Genomic DNA, 14,481 nt, shown 5'->3' with positions numbered 1-14,481 from the left:
CCCCGCTGCTTCACTGACCGCAGGCTTCTTTACAACAGCTTCCTGACAGACGGTACGCCGCCATGGCGCTCAAGCGCGATCCTGTCATCCACTTTCAGCCCCTCTCCTCCGGCTACCCGCAGCATGCGGTTATCCAGCAGGATCACCAGCTCCCCGTTGTCTTCCACCGCCACTACCCTGCCTGTTAACACGGCCCCCTCATCTTTTTTCACAAAAAAATCCGCCGGCTTTGCCTGGCGTTGAAAGCGCCCCTGCTCCAGTTCTATTACCACATCCGACAAACGTACGATCTCATTTTCATTATGACTTACCAGGATGGTGGTCAGCGCAAAACGTTGATGGATCTCCGCCAGCGTATCCTGCAGCTGCATCCGCATGGCATTATCCACCGCAGATAATGGCTCATCCAGCAACAGCACCGATGGCTGCCTGGCAATGGCCCTTGCCAATGCCACGCGCTGCTGCTGACCGCCGGATAGCGCGTGCACCTTTGCTGCCGCCAGCCTGCTTAAACCCGTCAGCTCCAGGAGTTCATCCACCATATGCTGCGGATCACGTTTGCGCAGTCCATAAGCAATATTCTCCCGCACGTTCATATTCGGGAACAGCGCATAATCCTGGAACACAAAGCCGATCTGCCGGTGCTGCGGCGCCAGGTCTATCTTCCCGGCAGCATCGTACCATACCGTACCATTTACGGTAATAACACCACTGTCCGGTTTCATCAGGCCCGCCAGCATCCGTAACAGGGATGTTTTCCCCGCACCGGATACGCCGTATAAGCTGATGAACTGCCCCTTTTCAAAGCGGGCCTGCACATCCAGCTGCAGCGGACCGTCCGCGCTGCTTAAAGTTTTCTGTAAAGCGAAATTGATCATATCAATAGAATTTCACCTGCCGCGTCTTACCATTGAATGCATATAGTATCAACAGTATCGCAAATGAAATCACCAGTAAAATTACAGCATACACGTTGGCCTGGCCATAATGTAAGGCCTGCACTTCATCGTATATAGCAATGGAAGCGGTTCTTGTTTTGCCGGGTATATTACCGCCAATCATCAGTACCACGCCAAATTCCCCGATGGTATGGGCAAAGGTCAATACCAGTCCGGTGAGCAATGAAGGTTTTATATTAGGCAGCAACACCTTCAACAGCGTTTGCCATTTTGTTTTTCCCAGTGAGTAAGATGCTTCTTTTAGGCTGGGCGGCAAAGACGAAAGGCCCGACCTGATGGGGTGTACCATAAAAGGCAAACTATACACCACCGATGCGATCAGTAATCCCCCGAATGAAAACACCAGCCGCATGTCTGTCCATCTTTCCAGCCATCTGCCAAAAGCATTGTTCGGACTGAAAGCCATCAGCAGGTAAAAACCGATCACTGTTGGCGGCAGCACCAAAGGCAGTGTTACCACGCTTTCGATGATCACCTTCAACAACGTTTTCCTGCCCGAGAACCAGGTAGCCAGTGGAATGGCCACCACAAACAGGATCAGCGTTGTGCTCAACGCCAGTTGTAATGTAAGCCATAAGGGCGCCAGCTCTATCATGGTACCAGGTATCCGGATTGTTTATAAATAGCTTTTGCTTCTTCACTGTACAGGAAATGGTAAAACTTCCTGGCTGCCGCTTCGTTGTGCCGTGCATAGGTAAGCAGCGCTGCCGCCTGCTCAATGGCGGGATAATCATTCACATCCAGTTCCACCCATTTCCCTTTTCCTTTCATCTCTGCTGCCATCACCACGGCTTTTGCCGTAAACCCGATGTCTGCGTGCTGCGTGGCAATAAACTGGCTGGCTTGTGTAATGCTCTCCCCCGTTACCAGTTTCGGTTTGACCTGATCATACAAGGCATATTTTTTCAGCAGCGATACAGCCGCATGTCCATAAGGCGCCGTAGCGGGGTTGGCGATGGCGATACGCTGCACATTATCCCCCAGCAATACCTGCAGATCTTTTCCCGGCTCAATGCCCGGCCGGGCGCTCCACAGCACCAGCTGTCCGCGCGCATACACCTGTGGCGGCGTCAGCGTGAGACCCTGTCTTGCCAGCTCCCGGGGATATACCTTTTCTGCAGATATAAATATATCAAAGGGCGCCCCGTTCAGGATCTGTTGCGTAAGATTACCGGAGGCGCCGCTGATCACTGCTATCTTTGTACTGTCCGTTTTGTTGAATGCCCTTATCAGCGACTGGATGGTGTATTGCATATTCGCAGCAACGGCCAGGGTCAGCTGCTCCTGCCGGGGCGGCTGGCAGGATAACAGTCCTATTAAAAAGATCCCCAATAATCTGGTCATAAGCTGTTATTTCGCTATTTCCTTAAAGATACAACGACCTAAGATATTGAAAATTCAGACGATATCTTTTCTTATTTTTGGAGGGCACCCCAAAGGCCTCCAGAGATCCATGCCGTTCAAAGTATGCTTTATCACCGCCTTATTATGTACACTTGCTGCCGCATTACAGGGACAGCCACCTTATTTGTATTTTGAAAGGCTCACCACGGAGAACGGCTTATCGCACAACAAGATCAATTGCTTCTTACAGGATACCCGCGGCTTTATCTGGATCGGTACGGAAGACGGCCTGAACCGTTACGATGGCCGCACTTTCACCATCTTCCGCAATGAACCGGGCAACGCCGCTTCCCTCTCCGGCAACATCGTAACAGATATCATAGAAGATAAAGACCAGCGCCTGTGGATCGCCACCGCCGACGGCGGCATCACCCGTTACGACTACCGCCTCGCGCCTGCCGCACAGTTTAAACAATACCGCCATCTGCCAACAGACAGCAACTCCATTCCCGTTAATATTGTCAACACACTTTTATATGACCGGCAATTCCTCTGGCTGGGTACCGGCGGCAAAGGCGTATGGCGGTTCAATATGCGTACGGAACGTTTTGAACAGCCCTCCCGGAAAGGAACACAGGGCATACTGGACCTGTGTATGGGACCGGGAGAGATTATATGGGCGGGAAGACAGGGCGGCGGACTGCTCAAGATCAACACCCGCGATTTCAGCTATGAGATGGATGAGCGATATACCAATCTCTACGCCCAGCTGCCCCACGCCACCGTTACCGCCCTGTTTCGCGATGCCCAGCAGCATATGTGGTACGGCTCCTGGGACCGGGTATTATACCGCTTCAATGCCGCCACGGGTAAAGAAGAAGTGTTCCGGGAACAGGATGCTCCCTACAGTTTTCATAACGATGAAATAAACTGCTTTGCCGCTGACCCCAAAGGCCTGTTATGGATGGGCGGCAGCAGCAGGGGTTTGCAGATATACGATACTGCAAGGCAACGTTTCTATCACTACACCTACAATGCATCGCAGGAAGGCTCCCTGAGCGATGACCGCATCAACTGCCTGTATGCAGACCGCAACGGCGTAATGTGGATAGGCACCAACAAAGGCATCAGTATCAGTCACCCGGGACAGCAACAATTTGAACAGGTGTTCCTGCCCGCTACAGATGAAAAACGGGCCGCTATCTACGACCTGCTGCAGGACGATGATCATCACCTGTGGATAGGCAGCAGCAATGGCATCTACATCTATCAGCCCGCAACCGCCACCTTTCGCCATCTGCCGCTGACATACAAGGGAACGCCCCTGGCCATATCAAAGTTCTTCCGCGATGTGGATGGCACGCTTTACCTGGGCTCCAATTATTCCCTCTTCCGCTTTAACCGGCAAACAGCACAGGTATCGCTCCTGCCCCATACAGAGAAAGATTCCGTCATGAACAGGATCATCAAATCGAGAGTGGTATCCATTGTGCGGGATACGATAGACGGTCATCCCGTGCTGCTGGTATCTCCCTACGGCCATTTCCTGGCTTATTACGACCTGGTGGAACAACGCTGGGTATCCCGCCTGGATACTACGCGGAAGATCCTGCCACGCTTCAACCTGACCGATAACCTTATCCGCAAACTGTACAAAACAGCGGGCGGGAAAATATGGCTGGCCACCGGTAAAACCGGTTTGGGCGACTGGCAGGATGGATCGCCGCCACGGGTGCAGTACCTGAACAGCAACGCCGCTGTACCCGGCAGTATCAGCAGTGATAATGTGTATGATATAACGGAAGATGCGCGCGGCAACCTGTGGCTGAGCACCTATGGCGGCGGCTTAAACTATTTTGATACCCACAGCCGGCAGTTCTCGCATATTCCCGATACGGAAAACCTGCTGGAAGGCCTACAGCTGGACAGCAAAGGCAATGTATGGATGATCAGCAACGGCAACCTGCATCAGTACGATCCTGCCAAACGCATGCATGTGTCTTACCGCCTGCCTGACCTGGAAAGATCGGGCGGTGTTTCCGGCTATATTTACAAAGATCCGCGGGGCCATATGTATGTAGCCGGATCGGGTTACTTCATTGCCTTTGATCCCGCCACTATCACCCGTGAAAGCGGACAGCCGCAGATCCATTTTACCGATTTCAAGATCTTTAACACCTCGTACAGCCAGCTGCTGTTGCAGGATAAGATCCAATTACGTTACCAGCAGAATTATTTCAGGATAGAGTTTGCAGCGCCCTACTTTTCGCCTTCGCGCAATGTAAGATATGCTTACCGCCTGCAGGGATGGGATAAGGATTGGGTGGAAACCGGGCCCGAACAGTTTGCACAGTTCTCCAACTTAAAAGGCGGGGAATACCTGTTCAAAGTGAGGGCCAGCAACAGCCAGGGTACCTGGACAGAACAGGCGGCCAGCCTTCGTATTGTGATCATCCCGCCGTTCTGGGAACGCTGGCAGTTCTATGTATTGCTGGTACTATTGGTGAGCGGCGCCGCCTATGGCATTTACCGCTACCGGGTGAACGAGCTGCTGAAAAGGCAGGCCATCCGCAATAAGATTGCGCAGGACCTGCATGATGATGTGGGCTCTACCCTCAGCAGCATTGCTTTGTACAGCCAGGTGGCAAAGATCTACAGCCAGCAGCAGCAACCCGAGGCATTGAAAAGCACCATCGATAAGATCAGCGATACCGCCGGCGAGATGATCGTGGAGATGAATGATATTGTGTGGGCCATCAATCCGCGTAACGACAGCATGGGCACCATCCTCCAGCGGATGGAATCTTTTGCCAGGCCGCTGATGGCTTCCAGGAACATCCGCTTTTATTTTGAGGTGGATGAAGGCCTGCAGCACATTAACCTGGGCATGACGCGCCGCAAGAATTTCTACCTCATCTTCCGCGAAGCGGTTAACAACATCCTGAAGTATGCAGACTGCAGCACCGTATGGGTAAAGGTGCAGCTGCAGCATCACCAGCTGGAGCTGAGCGTGCGGGATGACGGCAAAGGCTTTGAGCTGCAAAAAGTACAGATCAACGCCTCACAGTCTTTATCGGGCAACGGTTTGCGCAATATGCAGATGCGGGCGGCAGAAATAAAAGGCCGCCTCACCATCAACACGCAACCGGGACAGGGCGTCAGCATTCACCTGGTTTTCCCGGTGTCTTAAGCGCCGCCGGCCATCCCCCTTTTCGGGGATTGCAGGAGTGTTGAATTAATAGGAACTTAGATAATATCCTCCGCTATGAGCATACGCATCGCCATATTTGATGATAATAAGAACATCCGCGACAGCATTACTTTGCTATTACAAACTGTACCCGGCGTTGAGATAGCCGGTTCCTTCTCTCATGTGCTGGATTGTGTGGCCGACGTGAGGAACAGCCGCCCCGATATTATCCTGATGGATATTGAGATGCCCGGCATGTCTGGCATTGAGGCGGTACGGCTGATCAAACAATCATTTCCCGATGTACAGATCTTAATGCAGACTGTTTTTGAAGATGATGAGCGGGTGTTTGCGGCTATCTGTGCAGGCGCTTCGGGCTATATCCTGAAGAACCACCTGGACAGCCTGCTGGCGGATGCTATTGCTGCGCTGCAGTATGGCGGTGCGCCCATGTCGCCCTCCATTGCCCGTAAGGTGCTCGAAAAACTGCAGCAAATGCCTGTGCAAACAGCGCCCGCGGTGGATTACCGCCTCTCTCCGCGGGAGAAGGAAGTGCTGGCCTGCATCGTGGAAGGATTAAGTTACAAAATGATCGCTGACCGGCTGAAGATCGGTTATGAAACCGTGCGCAGCCATGTGAAGAAGATCTATGAAAAACTGCATGTAGCCTCGCTGACAGAAGCCGTGGCCAAGGCCATTAACCAGAAGCTGGTCTAAACAGCGGTGGCCAGGCCGTTTACATCCAGGCGGTTCAGCAGCTCTATTACATTGTTCACCTGGAATTTCTCGAATAGTTTTTGCCGCATGTTCCGCACGGTATTCGGACTGATACCCAGGCAGGCGGCAGCTTCCTTGATAGACAGTCCCTGTTTCATCAGGGGTATCAGCTCACTTTCGCGGGGCGTGAGCTGGGCGCTGGCTTCGGCAGCCGCATAGTATTCCAGTACTTTCTCGCTATACCCTTCTTTGTAAGCAGTCATTTTGAACCCGGCATAGGTGTTTTCATGACTGATATCTTTCAGCAGCATAAAATACAGGCAGCGCCCGTTCTTCAGGCGTATCACGGCTTTCTCGTCGTGGATACAGATATACCTGCCATCTGTATGTAACACCCGGTAATGGAACACAAAGCGGAACCGGTGATGATCTGCCGGGTCTTCCTTCTTCAGCAGCGCTTCCAGTAGGTGAATGCCCTTGTTAAAATCAGCCGCATCTGCGGGGTGTACGCGGTCAAAGAAGCTGTCAAGATGAAATGCCTCGATACCTGTTGCAGGCTCCAGTCCCAGGAGGTCGCGGAAATTATCGCTTACATAAAAGAAGTTAGTATGCATAAAGCGACAGGTACAGATGGTCCAGCCAGGAAACACCCTGTGCAGGTTACAAAGCGTATGCATGATTTCCTCGTCTATTTCTTCCGCTTCCCGCTGATCCGGATCGAGGAAGGAAATAATATGATTCACACGCCTTCTCAGTTGCAAATGAGAATACATTGGGGTACTCAATTTTAAATGAAGGAATAGTGCAATCAGCAATAAGCTACAAACTTAAGCAGCTTTCAGATACCCGCCAATCCCCAAATCCGGGGAGGTGGGGATGGTAGAAATTTACTATTTCCAACGGCTGCCTGCGCCCATAATTTTGTGCCCGTTAATTCAGTTTTGAGTACAAAAATTCTAATCCCAAAATGATGCAAATGTTCAGTGATCACCTGTTCCCCGTGAGCAGCGAAAAAAGGCCATACATCTTCAGTATGCAGCCGGCGGCGCTTGATAATGTTCCGTTCCATCAGAACACCGCCTGTATAACCCGGTATTTTGCCAGGCGGTTTCCTTTACACCTTGCGGTACATGAAATATCGCCGGTGTCAGCCCCACCTGCGGAGTATACCCATCCGCACAAACACCTGGACAGCGATGAGATCAACATCATCCTGTCAGATGAGGATCTGCTGTATAAGATCCGTATCGGTGAAGAAACATTCGTAGCAGGTAAGAACTCCTGCATATGGATACCCAGGGGGGTGCTGCACTCCGCCAATGTGCTGAAGGGAAGCGGCTATTTCATCACGCTCCGCGTACGTTAATCTCATTATTAAATCAGAAAAAAGTATTGTCATGAAAATTGTATTGATCTTCTTTGCCGCAATGGCCTATGTTACGTTATCAGAAAAAGACCGGCTTCATGGAAGATGGGAAACCAAACCATCAGAAAAAGGCAATGTTACCGGTGTGGTATTTAAAGCGGATAGCACCTTTGAAGGCTATATAAACAAAAAGCCCTTTGTAAGCGGCACCTATACGCTCCAGGACGACATCTTTACCTTCACGGATAATGGCTGCGAAGGTAAACGGGGCGTGTATAAAATTTTCTTCTTCAGCAATGCAGACTCCATGCGCTTTGTGCCCATAACAGACAGCTGCATAGACAGGAAGGAAGGTATGAGCAGACTGGTGATGGGTAGAGTAAAATAATCCGCTGATCATGAAACAGTTTCTCATTATAGGTATTGCCGCGGTATTGGTGCTGCTGGTTCCCATGTCTTTCAAAGACAGGGAGCCGGCAGACATTGCGGAGCTGGGGGCACTGCTCTTCTTTGACCCCATCCTCTCTGCAGACTGCAGCATCAGCTGCAGCAGCTGTCACCAACCCGATCATGCCTTTGCGGACACCGGTATGGTAAGCAAGGGAGTGGGTGGCAAAAAAGGAGTACGCAACACGCCCAGCGCCATGAACGTACGCCTGCAAAGCACCTTCTTCTGGGATGGCCGCGCCGCCAGCCTGGAAGAACAGGCGCTGGCGCCCATTGCCAACCCCGATGAAATGAACCTGCCCGTACCACAGGCGCTGGAAAGGCTGCAGCGCCACCCCGCCTATCGCCACTACTTTAAAAAGTTCTTTGACCGCGATCCGGACAGCAGCAGCCTGGCCGCCGCCCTCGCCGCTTATGAGCGCACACTGGAAACCAGCGACAGTCCCTTTGACAACTGGAAATTCAGTGACAACCCCGCCGCCGTGAGCGATGCCGTAAAGCGTGGTTTTGACGTATTCAACGGCAAAGGCAGATGCGTGGAATGCCACTTCGGCGCCGACTTTACCCAGCGCGATTTCCGGAATATTGGCCTGTTCAACGGCAGTACCCTGAACGACAGCGGACGCGCGGCCATCACCAAACGCCCGGAAGACCTGGGAAAATTCAAGATCGGCTCACTGCGCAATGTAGCGCTGACGTCGCCCTACATGCACAATGGCATGTTCAGGACACTGGAAGAAGTGATTGAGTTTTATAATGACCCGGCCAGGTTTGTGCCCGATGCCATTAACCGGGACAGCTTACTGGCTAAGCCGATGGGCTTAAGCACAGATGAGAAAAAAGATCTGTTGGCCTTTCTGCATTCGCTCACTGACAAGCAGTTTAACAAGCAAGGTGAATGAGCCATTGTTGTTCTCCCCTTTTCATTCTAAAGCCTGAAAGAGCCGCTTCCTGTTGAGGAGGCGGCTTTGCTGTTATTATTTTACTTCTATGTCTATTCTTTTATAGACATCCCCTCTGCTTCGTCTTAAAAGAGCGTATTTTCCTTTATATAATAGTAAAGGGGGTGTGGCGGAGCCTTTTTTGGCGTAGACAACATCGACGGCGATGCTGTGTTCTTTTTCGGCTTCATATTCTTCCAGCGGGTAAGCGGCGAAGATGTAGTCTTCAGGGCCGGTGAGCCTTTCGGGGATGTTATAGACGTAACGTTGCTCAACGTCTTGAAACAGGTAGCTGGGGCGGCCGAGGGAGTCGCGGAGGGTGGCGTTAAACATAATATAATCCGTCCGACCGCCTTCGGTTACCTGCACAGATTCCCTCAGTCCATCCTCCACGAAAAAAGGACGATCGCGTTTCATGATAGTATGAGAGATGGTATCCGTAATATCCCTTCGTTCATCATATACCGTTTGATCAATCGTCAGGAAGTCTTCCCCATTTAACATCTTTTTCAGTTGATGAGCCATCTCCGAGTCAGCATACTCACATAAGTGACAATACCCAACATGCATAAGGAATTTAGATTTGGGATGCCGCTGCATGATCTTATAGACATTGTTGGCCTGTGCTTTTTCATAATGGTTGGTCTGATAGTACACCTTATCTCCGGATGGCAATACTTTGATAACAAGGGAATCTTTATCAACATAGTTGATATATTTTACCGAACCTCTGTCGTCAAGCTTTATCGTATCATCCCAGTAGGGCATTTTCTTGTTTTCATAATAATGATATCTCTCAATATCAAAACCGATCTTCCGTGCATACCGGATCATCGAAGCATATACCGGTTCATTAGTGTAAACGCCGTCTGTATCAACCGGGTAACCTTTAGTCATGGCGTTGGAACTGTAATCCAATCCCTCTAACATTAATACGTTAAAGCCCTGGGCATAGAGATCTTTAAGCAATGATTTTGTAAATATCCTGTGCTGAGGGCGATCATGCGCCTCATTTATCATGACCATCCTGTATGACTTTGCCTTTTCAATGATGAAATCCTTTCCGTCGATTATCCTGGCCTGTTTAACACCTATTTTCACCTTTAATCTTGTACTGTCAATAGGCTGGTATTGCAGGCATTCTTTATAATAGCCTGCGGTAGCGAGTGTAAAGCTCACTGTACCGTCATAAACCTGGTCCATATTTTTAAACTCACGTTTAACAATAACATCCGGGAAATCATAATTTTCGTTCCCTTTATCGCTATCAGCAAAAGGAAGACATAAAAGGGCGGTGATAACTGCTGTTAAGATTCTCATGGGTAAATATTATGGGTATTGGGTAAGGGCTTCCATTGCTGTTAAAAGCTTGCAGGAGGGCACTTGTATGTAGGAATAATGTTAACAATGGGTATACGTTCCTATCAATAACGAAGAAAATGTTAAAATATTTTTAAAGGGATAAAGTAACCGGAAATTTTGCCAGATTCATCACGAATTCCAGCGGGTAATATTGTAAACGCTGATGCGGCACGGCCCAGCGAGGCGGATGAGCTGGGGAAGCAGTTGAGTAAGTTGTAGCGCATTCTGCAGACCCTTTCAGATCCGCTCCAGGTTAACCCTGGTTAATTCACCTTCCTGATCGCCTGTGTTCAATGTTGTAGCCGGTTCAAATAAAAGCACATGTACTTCTTCATTGGCCACCGGCCGGTGTTCCACGCCTTTGGGTATGATCACCAGTTCCCCGGGCTGCAGTTCAATCGTTTTATCCCGGAGCTCCATTGTAAAAGCACCGGCAATCACCAGGAACATCTCATCTTCATTATCATGTTTGTGCCAGACAAACGGCCCCTTGAACTTAACCAGCTTAACATGCTGGTTGTTGAGTTCTCCAATGATCCTGGGGTTCCAGTGATCCGTGAATTTGCTTAGTTTCTCAGCGATGTTGATCTTTTCGATAGACATATGCCGTGGTTTTAAATGGGCGGTATTAATTTGCTGCTAATGTACAATAATACCATTTTACTAAACAGGCTCACTATATAAGCTTATCAAAAAAAATTTGCTGTTGATTTGTTTTATCGTAATATTGCAATGTAACAATTACCTGGAATGGGACTTACAAAGACAGCACTCTTTACCAAACAGCAGAATGAAATTGCAGCCATGGCAAAAGCCCTCGCCCATCCGGCGCGGATTGCCATCATTCAGTACCTGATTAAACAGAACGCCTGTATCTGCGGAGACCTGGTAGAACAGCTGGGCCTGGCGCAGGCAACGATCTCCCAGCACCTGAAAGAACTGAAGGCAGTAGGTATAATACAAGGCACCATTGAAGGCGCCAGCGTTTGCTACTGTATTGACCCCAAAACCTGGAAACGATACCAGCAGGTGTTTGCCGGCTTTCTGAAAGATGTGGATTTTAAGGACAGCAGCTGCTGTTAAAATTTTTTGACTTATTATATCGCAATATTGCAATTTACCAATAAAGCATTTTTCTTATGTCCACAGATGCCAAGCTAAAGGAAATGGTAAAGCAGAAATACACCGACATTGCTTTACAGGATAAGGAAGACAATCAATCTTCCTGCTGCGGTTCCGGCGGATGCTCCACAGAGGTATATAACATCATGACCGATGATTATTCCGCACTTGAAGGCTACAACCCCGATGCAGACCTGGGCCTCGGCTGCGGACTGCCTACACAGTTTGCGAAGATCCAACCCGGTGATACGGTAATAGACCTGGGATCCGGCGCAGGAAATGACTGTTTCATTGCCCGCAAGGAAACAGGCGAAACCGGTAAAGTAATCGGTATCGACTTCACTCCTGCCATGATCGAAAAAGCACGGATCAATGCCGAAAAGCTGCAATTCAATAATGTAGAGTTCCGCCAGGGAGATATAGAACAAATGCCCGTCACCGGTAACATTGCCGATGTAATAGTGAGTAACTGCGTGCTGAACCTGGTGCCCAACAAGGATGGCGTATTCAAAGAAATATTCAGGGTATTAAAACCCGGCGGCCATTTCAGTATTTCCGACATCGTGCTGTCAGGATCATTACCAACTAAGATACAGGAGGCTGCAGAGATGTATGCCGGCTGCGTTTCCGGCGCCATACAAAAGACGGAATACCTGCAGCTGATAGAAAAGAACGGCTTTACCAATATCACCATACAGAAAGAAAAGGCCATCATCGTTCCCGATGATATTCTTTCCGGATACTTAACTGCCGATGAAATAGCGCGGTTCAGGGCTAGTAACACAGGTATTTACAGCATTACGGTGTATGCGGAAAAGCCTGCGGTTTGTTGTGAACCGGGCTGCTGTTCGTAACCCTATTATTATGAAGATTGCACTTTTCAGCGACGTCCACGCCAATCTCCCGGCATTGGAAGCGTTCTTTAAAGATCTTGAAAGCCGCCGGCCCGACGCCATTTATTGCCTCGGTGACCTCGTAGGGTACAACATCTGACCCAACGAAGTGATCCGGGAAATTCGTAAACGGGGCATTCCCACCATTACGGGGAATTACGATTATGGCATTGGCCGTGGTATGAACGATTGTGGCTGCGCTTAACAGCAGTGTGCTGAATAAGGACAGCGTACAGGTTGAGTTTATCCGCTTTAGCTACGACGTAGAAAAAGCAGCCAAAGCGGTGGAGGATAGTCCGCTGCCGGATGCATATGCGGACAGCCTTCGTAAAGGGCTATAAATTATCTATCATGCAACAATCCACCATTCCCTTATGGGGTCAATTCAACACCGAGCTTAAAAGGTTTATCTGCCGGAAAACAGGCCACGAAGATCACTGCCAGGACCTCCTGCAGGATCTCTACCTGAAGATCTTTGTAAACCAGGCGAAAATAGAAAAAGCGCAAAACGTCAGGGCTTACATTTTCCAGATGGCCCATAATGTACTTACCGATCATCACCGGCGTACTGCCAGGAAAAATGTGCTATCCGCAGATGCCATCCCCGATCTTGAACTGGCAACAGAAGAACCGGGGCAGGAATACAGCCTGGCAGGCTGCCTGCGGTCTATGATAGATACATTACCTGAGATCTACCGCCAGGCGCTCATCTCCACTGAGCTGGACGGCTTAACGCAAAAGCAATTTGCTGAAAAGGTGGGCATTTCCTTATCCGGAGCAAAATCCCGGGTACAGCGAGCAAGGGAAAAACTGAAAGAAGAGATACTAAAATGTTGCCGCTACGAATTTGATAAATATGGAAATATCATTTCCTGTTGCGGTAATTAAGGCTTCTGCATCTTTTTAACAAATTCCGCGTCTTATATCTGATACTATATTACAAAAACAAAAAAGATGGTTATGAAAAGTTTGATTTCAATAGGTCTGCATGATTTAGACTTCAGCGGAGTAATAGACGCAGCAATCAAAAAACAGGCGAAAGATAAAAAAGCAGCTGAGGCAGCGCAAGCTTGTTGCCGGAAGGAAGAAAAATGCTGCGATGATCAGTGCTGTCGTTAGCTTATTTTCCATATCTGCGGAGAAGCCCCCGGTACATATACCAGGGGCTTTTTTAGATTAAAGTATCAATATTCAGCCTTTACAGCATTGCTTTTATCGCATCCTGCCGGCGGACAAGGCTTAGGACACGGCTTAGTGCAGGTTTGTTCTGTACCTGCTGATTTCTTGCCTTTATTTCATCCTTTTTTCCGTTGTTTGCGAAAACAGTAGACCCGCTCAGCAATATCAGTGCTGAAGGCAATAAAAATGCCTTTTTCATATACTTTATTTAAATGAAAGTAGCATTGAACATAACAAAGCGGGCAGTTTAAATAACAATCCTGCTGGTTTTCATCTATGACAATGAATGACCATTAACCGCCAGCGATTAAACTATCTATATGACGGAAGGGCAGCAAAAGGACGCATGAAAAAATACCGCGCTCCGCATCCTCCATTTGTTAACAGGAACACCATCGGCAAAAAAATCTCTCATCTAAATATCACTCACCCTACAATTGAAAATCATTGCTTTACAGATAACACACCATTTACGGAATGTTAATCTTCTTGAAATACTAATTTATTTAGTATATAATTGCTAAAATTATTGGTGAAAATGGAGGAGACAATACAGAGACTGGCTAAGACCAGCATGATAATTCCGTTCTACAAAATAGTGGCAGCAGGCTTCCCAAGCCCTGCCCAGGATTACGGTGAACCAGAGATCGATCTGTCTAAAGTACTGCAACCCAATCCTACGAGCACTTACATCATTCGTATCAAGGGAGACAGCATGCGCGAAGCCAACATGCCGGATGGCTGCCTGGCGGTGGTAGACCGTAGCATCCGGCCTTACAGCGGCGCTATTGTAGTGGCGGTGCTGAACGGCGAATTTACCGTTAAGCGCCTGGTAAAAGCGGGGCGTAACTGGGTATTGCACCCGGAGAACCCCTTCTATAAGCCCATACTGATCAGCGAAGATGCCGATTTCCAGGTATGGGGAGTGATCACGCATACAATTGTAGATCAAAAATAATGG

At 49.1% G+C, this 14,481-nt stretch carries 19 protein-coding genes; 12 read left to right on the top strand and 7 right to left on the bottom strand.

Translation table 11 applies throughout. From position 1 onward, the window contains the following. Window positions 1-29: 29 nt before the first annotated feature. Genes Q0577_RS14535 through modA form a run of 3 tightly spaced genes read right to left on the bottom strand, consistent with a single transcriptional unit; the run spans window position 30 to window position 2,303 of the window. A complete protein-coding gene (locus Q0577_RS14535; protein ID WP_298737466.1) occupies window positions 30-878 on the bottom strand; it encodes an ATP-binding cassette domain-containing protein in 849 nt (282 codons plus the stop codon). Between the two features lies 1 nt (window position 879). After that, entirely contained in the window at window positions 880-1,554 is a 675-nt protein-coding gene (gene modB, locus Q0577_RS14530; protein WP_298737465.1) for a molybdate ABC transporter permease subunit, read from the bottom strand. After that, entirely contained in the window at window positions 1,551-2,303 is a 753-nt protein-coding gene (gene modA, locus Q0577_RS14525) for a molybdate ABC transporter substrate-binding protein (RefSeq protein WP_298737463.1), read from the bottom strand. Before modA ends, modB begins: the two co-directional genes overlap by 4 nt. 109 nt (window positions 2,304-2,412) lie before the next feature. Between modA and Q0577_RS14520 the strand changes: the two genes are divergently transcribed. Then, complete coding sequence (locus Q0577_RS14520; protein WP_298737462.1) at window positions 2,413-5,493, top strand: sensor histidine kinase; 3,081 nt, start codon at window positions 2,413-2,415, stop codon at window positions 5,491-5,493. Between the two features lie 75 nt (window positions 5,494-5,568). After that, on the top strand, window positions 5,569-6,210 hold the full coding sequence (locus Q0577_RS14515) for a response regulator transcription factor (protein WP_298737460.1): 642 nt from the start codon (window positions 5,569-5,571) through the stop codon (window positions 6,208-6,210). Here the strand turns inward: Q0577_RS14515 and Q0577_RS14510 are convergent. Continuing rightward, window positions 6,207-6,983, bottom strand: coding sequence for a LuxR C-terminal-related transcriptional regulator (locus Q0577_RS14510; protein ID WP_298737459.1), 777 nt, complete (start codon window positions 6,981-6,983; stop codon window positions 6,207-6,209). The genes Q0577_RS14515 and Q0577_RS14510 overlap by 4 nt on opposite strands. 194 nt (window positions 6,984-7,177) lie before the next feature. On the opposite strand from Q0577_RS14510, the gene Q0577_RS14505 reads away from it, so the two are divergent. From Q0577_RS14505 to Q0577_RS14495, 3 genes are read left to right on the top strand one after another with little or no spacing between them, the layout of a single operon-like run. Then, on the top strand, window positions 7,178-7,576 hold the full coding sequence (locus Q0577_RS14505; protein WP_298737457.1) for a hypothetical protein: 399 nt from the start codon (window positions 7,178-7,180) through the stop codon (window positions 7,574-7,576). Between the two features lie 31 nt (window positions 7,577-7,607). Beyond that, entirely contained in the window at window positions 7,608-7,964 is a 357-nt protein-coding gene (locus tag Q0577_RS14500; protein WP_298737454.1) for a hypothetical protein, read from the top strand. Between the two features lie 10 nt (window positions 7,965-7,974). Next, window positions 7,975-8,925, top strand: a complete 951-nt coding sequence (locus tag Q0577_RS14495) for a cytochrome c peroxidase (RefSeq protein WP_298737453.1) — start codon at window positions 7,975-7,977, stop codon at window positions 8,923-8,925. Window positions 8,926-9,000: 75 nt separating this feature from the next. Here Q0577_RS14495 and Q0577_RS14490 read toward each other — a convergent pair whose 3' ends face one another. After that, entirely contained in the window at window positions 9,001-10,284 is a 1,284-nt protein-coding gene (locus Q0577_RS14490; protein WP_298737451.1) for a hypothetical protein, read from the bottom strand. A 279-nt stretch (window positions 10,285-10,563) separates the two neighbouring features. Then, window positions 10,564-10,929, bottom strand: coding sequence for a cupin domain-containing protein (locus Q0577_RS14485; protein ID WP_298737450.1), 366 nt, complete (start codon window positions 10,927-10,929; stop codon window positions 10,564-10,566). Between the two features lie 147 nt (window positions 10,930-11,076). Here Q0577_RS14485 and Q0577_RS14480 point away from each other — a divergent pair, with 147 nt between their 5' ends. The 6 genes from Q0577_RS14480 (at window position 11,077) to Q0577_RS14455 (ending at window position 13,460) form a co-directional block, all read left to right on the top strand. Then, the gene (locus Q0577_RS14480; RefSeq protein ID WP_298737449.1) at window positions 11,077-11,409 is read left to right on the top strand and encodes a metalloregulator ArsR/SmtB family transcription factor; all 333 of its coding nucleotides are present in this window, start codon (window positions 11,077-11,079) and stop codon (window positions 11,407-11,409) included. A gap of 56 nt (window positions 11,410-11,465) precedes the next feature. Next, window positions 11,466-12,302, top strand: a complete 837-nt coding sequence (locus Q0577_RS14475) for an arsenite methyltransferase (protein ID WP_298737448.1) — start codon at window positions 11,466-11,468, stop codon at window positions 12,300-12,302. Between the two features lie 10 nt (window positions 12,303-12,312). Continuing rightward, a complete protein-coding gene (locus tag Q0577_RS14470) occupies window positions 12,313-12,441 on the top strand; it encodes a metallophosphoesterase (protein WP_298737446.1) in 129 nt (42 codons plus the stop codon). A gap of 91 nt (window positions 12,442-12,532) precedes the next feature. Then, window positions 12,533-12,682 (top strand): hypothetical protein, encoded by a 150-nt coding sequence (locus tag Q0577_RS14465; RefSeq protein ID WP_298737444.1) that lies wholly within the window; start codon window positions 12,533-12,535, stop codon window positions 12,680-12,682. 10 nt (window positions 12,683-12,692) lie between these two features. Beyond that, entirely contained in the window at window positions 12,693-13,229 is a 537-nt protein-coding gene (sigZ, locus tag Q0577_RS14460; protein WP_298737443.1) for an RNA polymerase sigma factor SigZ, read from the top strand. Between the two features lie 72 nt (window positions 13,230-13,301). Beyond that, window positions 13,302-13,460 (top strand): hypothetical protein, encoded by a 159-nt coding sequence (locus tag Q0577_RS14455; protein ID WP_298737442.1) that lies wholly within the window; start codon window positions 13,302-13,304, stop codon window positions 13,458-13,460. A 79-nt stretch (window positions 13,461-13,539) separates the two neighbouring features. Here Q0577_RS14455 and Q0577_RS14450 read toward each other — a convergent pair whose 3' ends face one another. After that, entirely contained in the window at window positions 13,540-13,719 is a 180-nt protein-coding gene (locus Q0577_RS14450; RefSeq protein ID WP_298737441.1) for a hypothetical protein, read from the bottom strand. A 339-nt stretch (window positions 13,720-14,058) separates the two neighbouring features. Between Q0577_RS14450 and umuD the strand changes: the two genes are divergently transcribed. Then, a complete protein-coding gene (gene umuD, locus Q0577_RS14445; protein WP_298737440.1) occupies window positions 14,059-14,478 on the top strand; it encodes a translesion error-prone DNA polymerase V autoproteolytic subunit in 420 nt (139 codons plus the stop codon). Window positions 14,479-14,481 lie beyond the last annotated feature (3 nt).

The sequence above is a fragment of the uncultured Chitinophaga sp. genome (assembly GCF_937898475.1).
Lineage (GTDB): Bacteria > Bacteroidota > Bacteroidia > Chitinophagales > Chitinophagaceae > Chitinophaga.
Note: the sequence above shows the minus strand (reverse complement) of the source record. Positions and strands in the feature narration are given on the sequence as shown.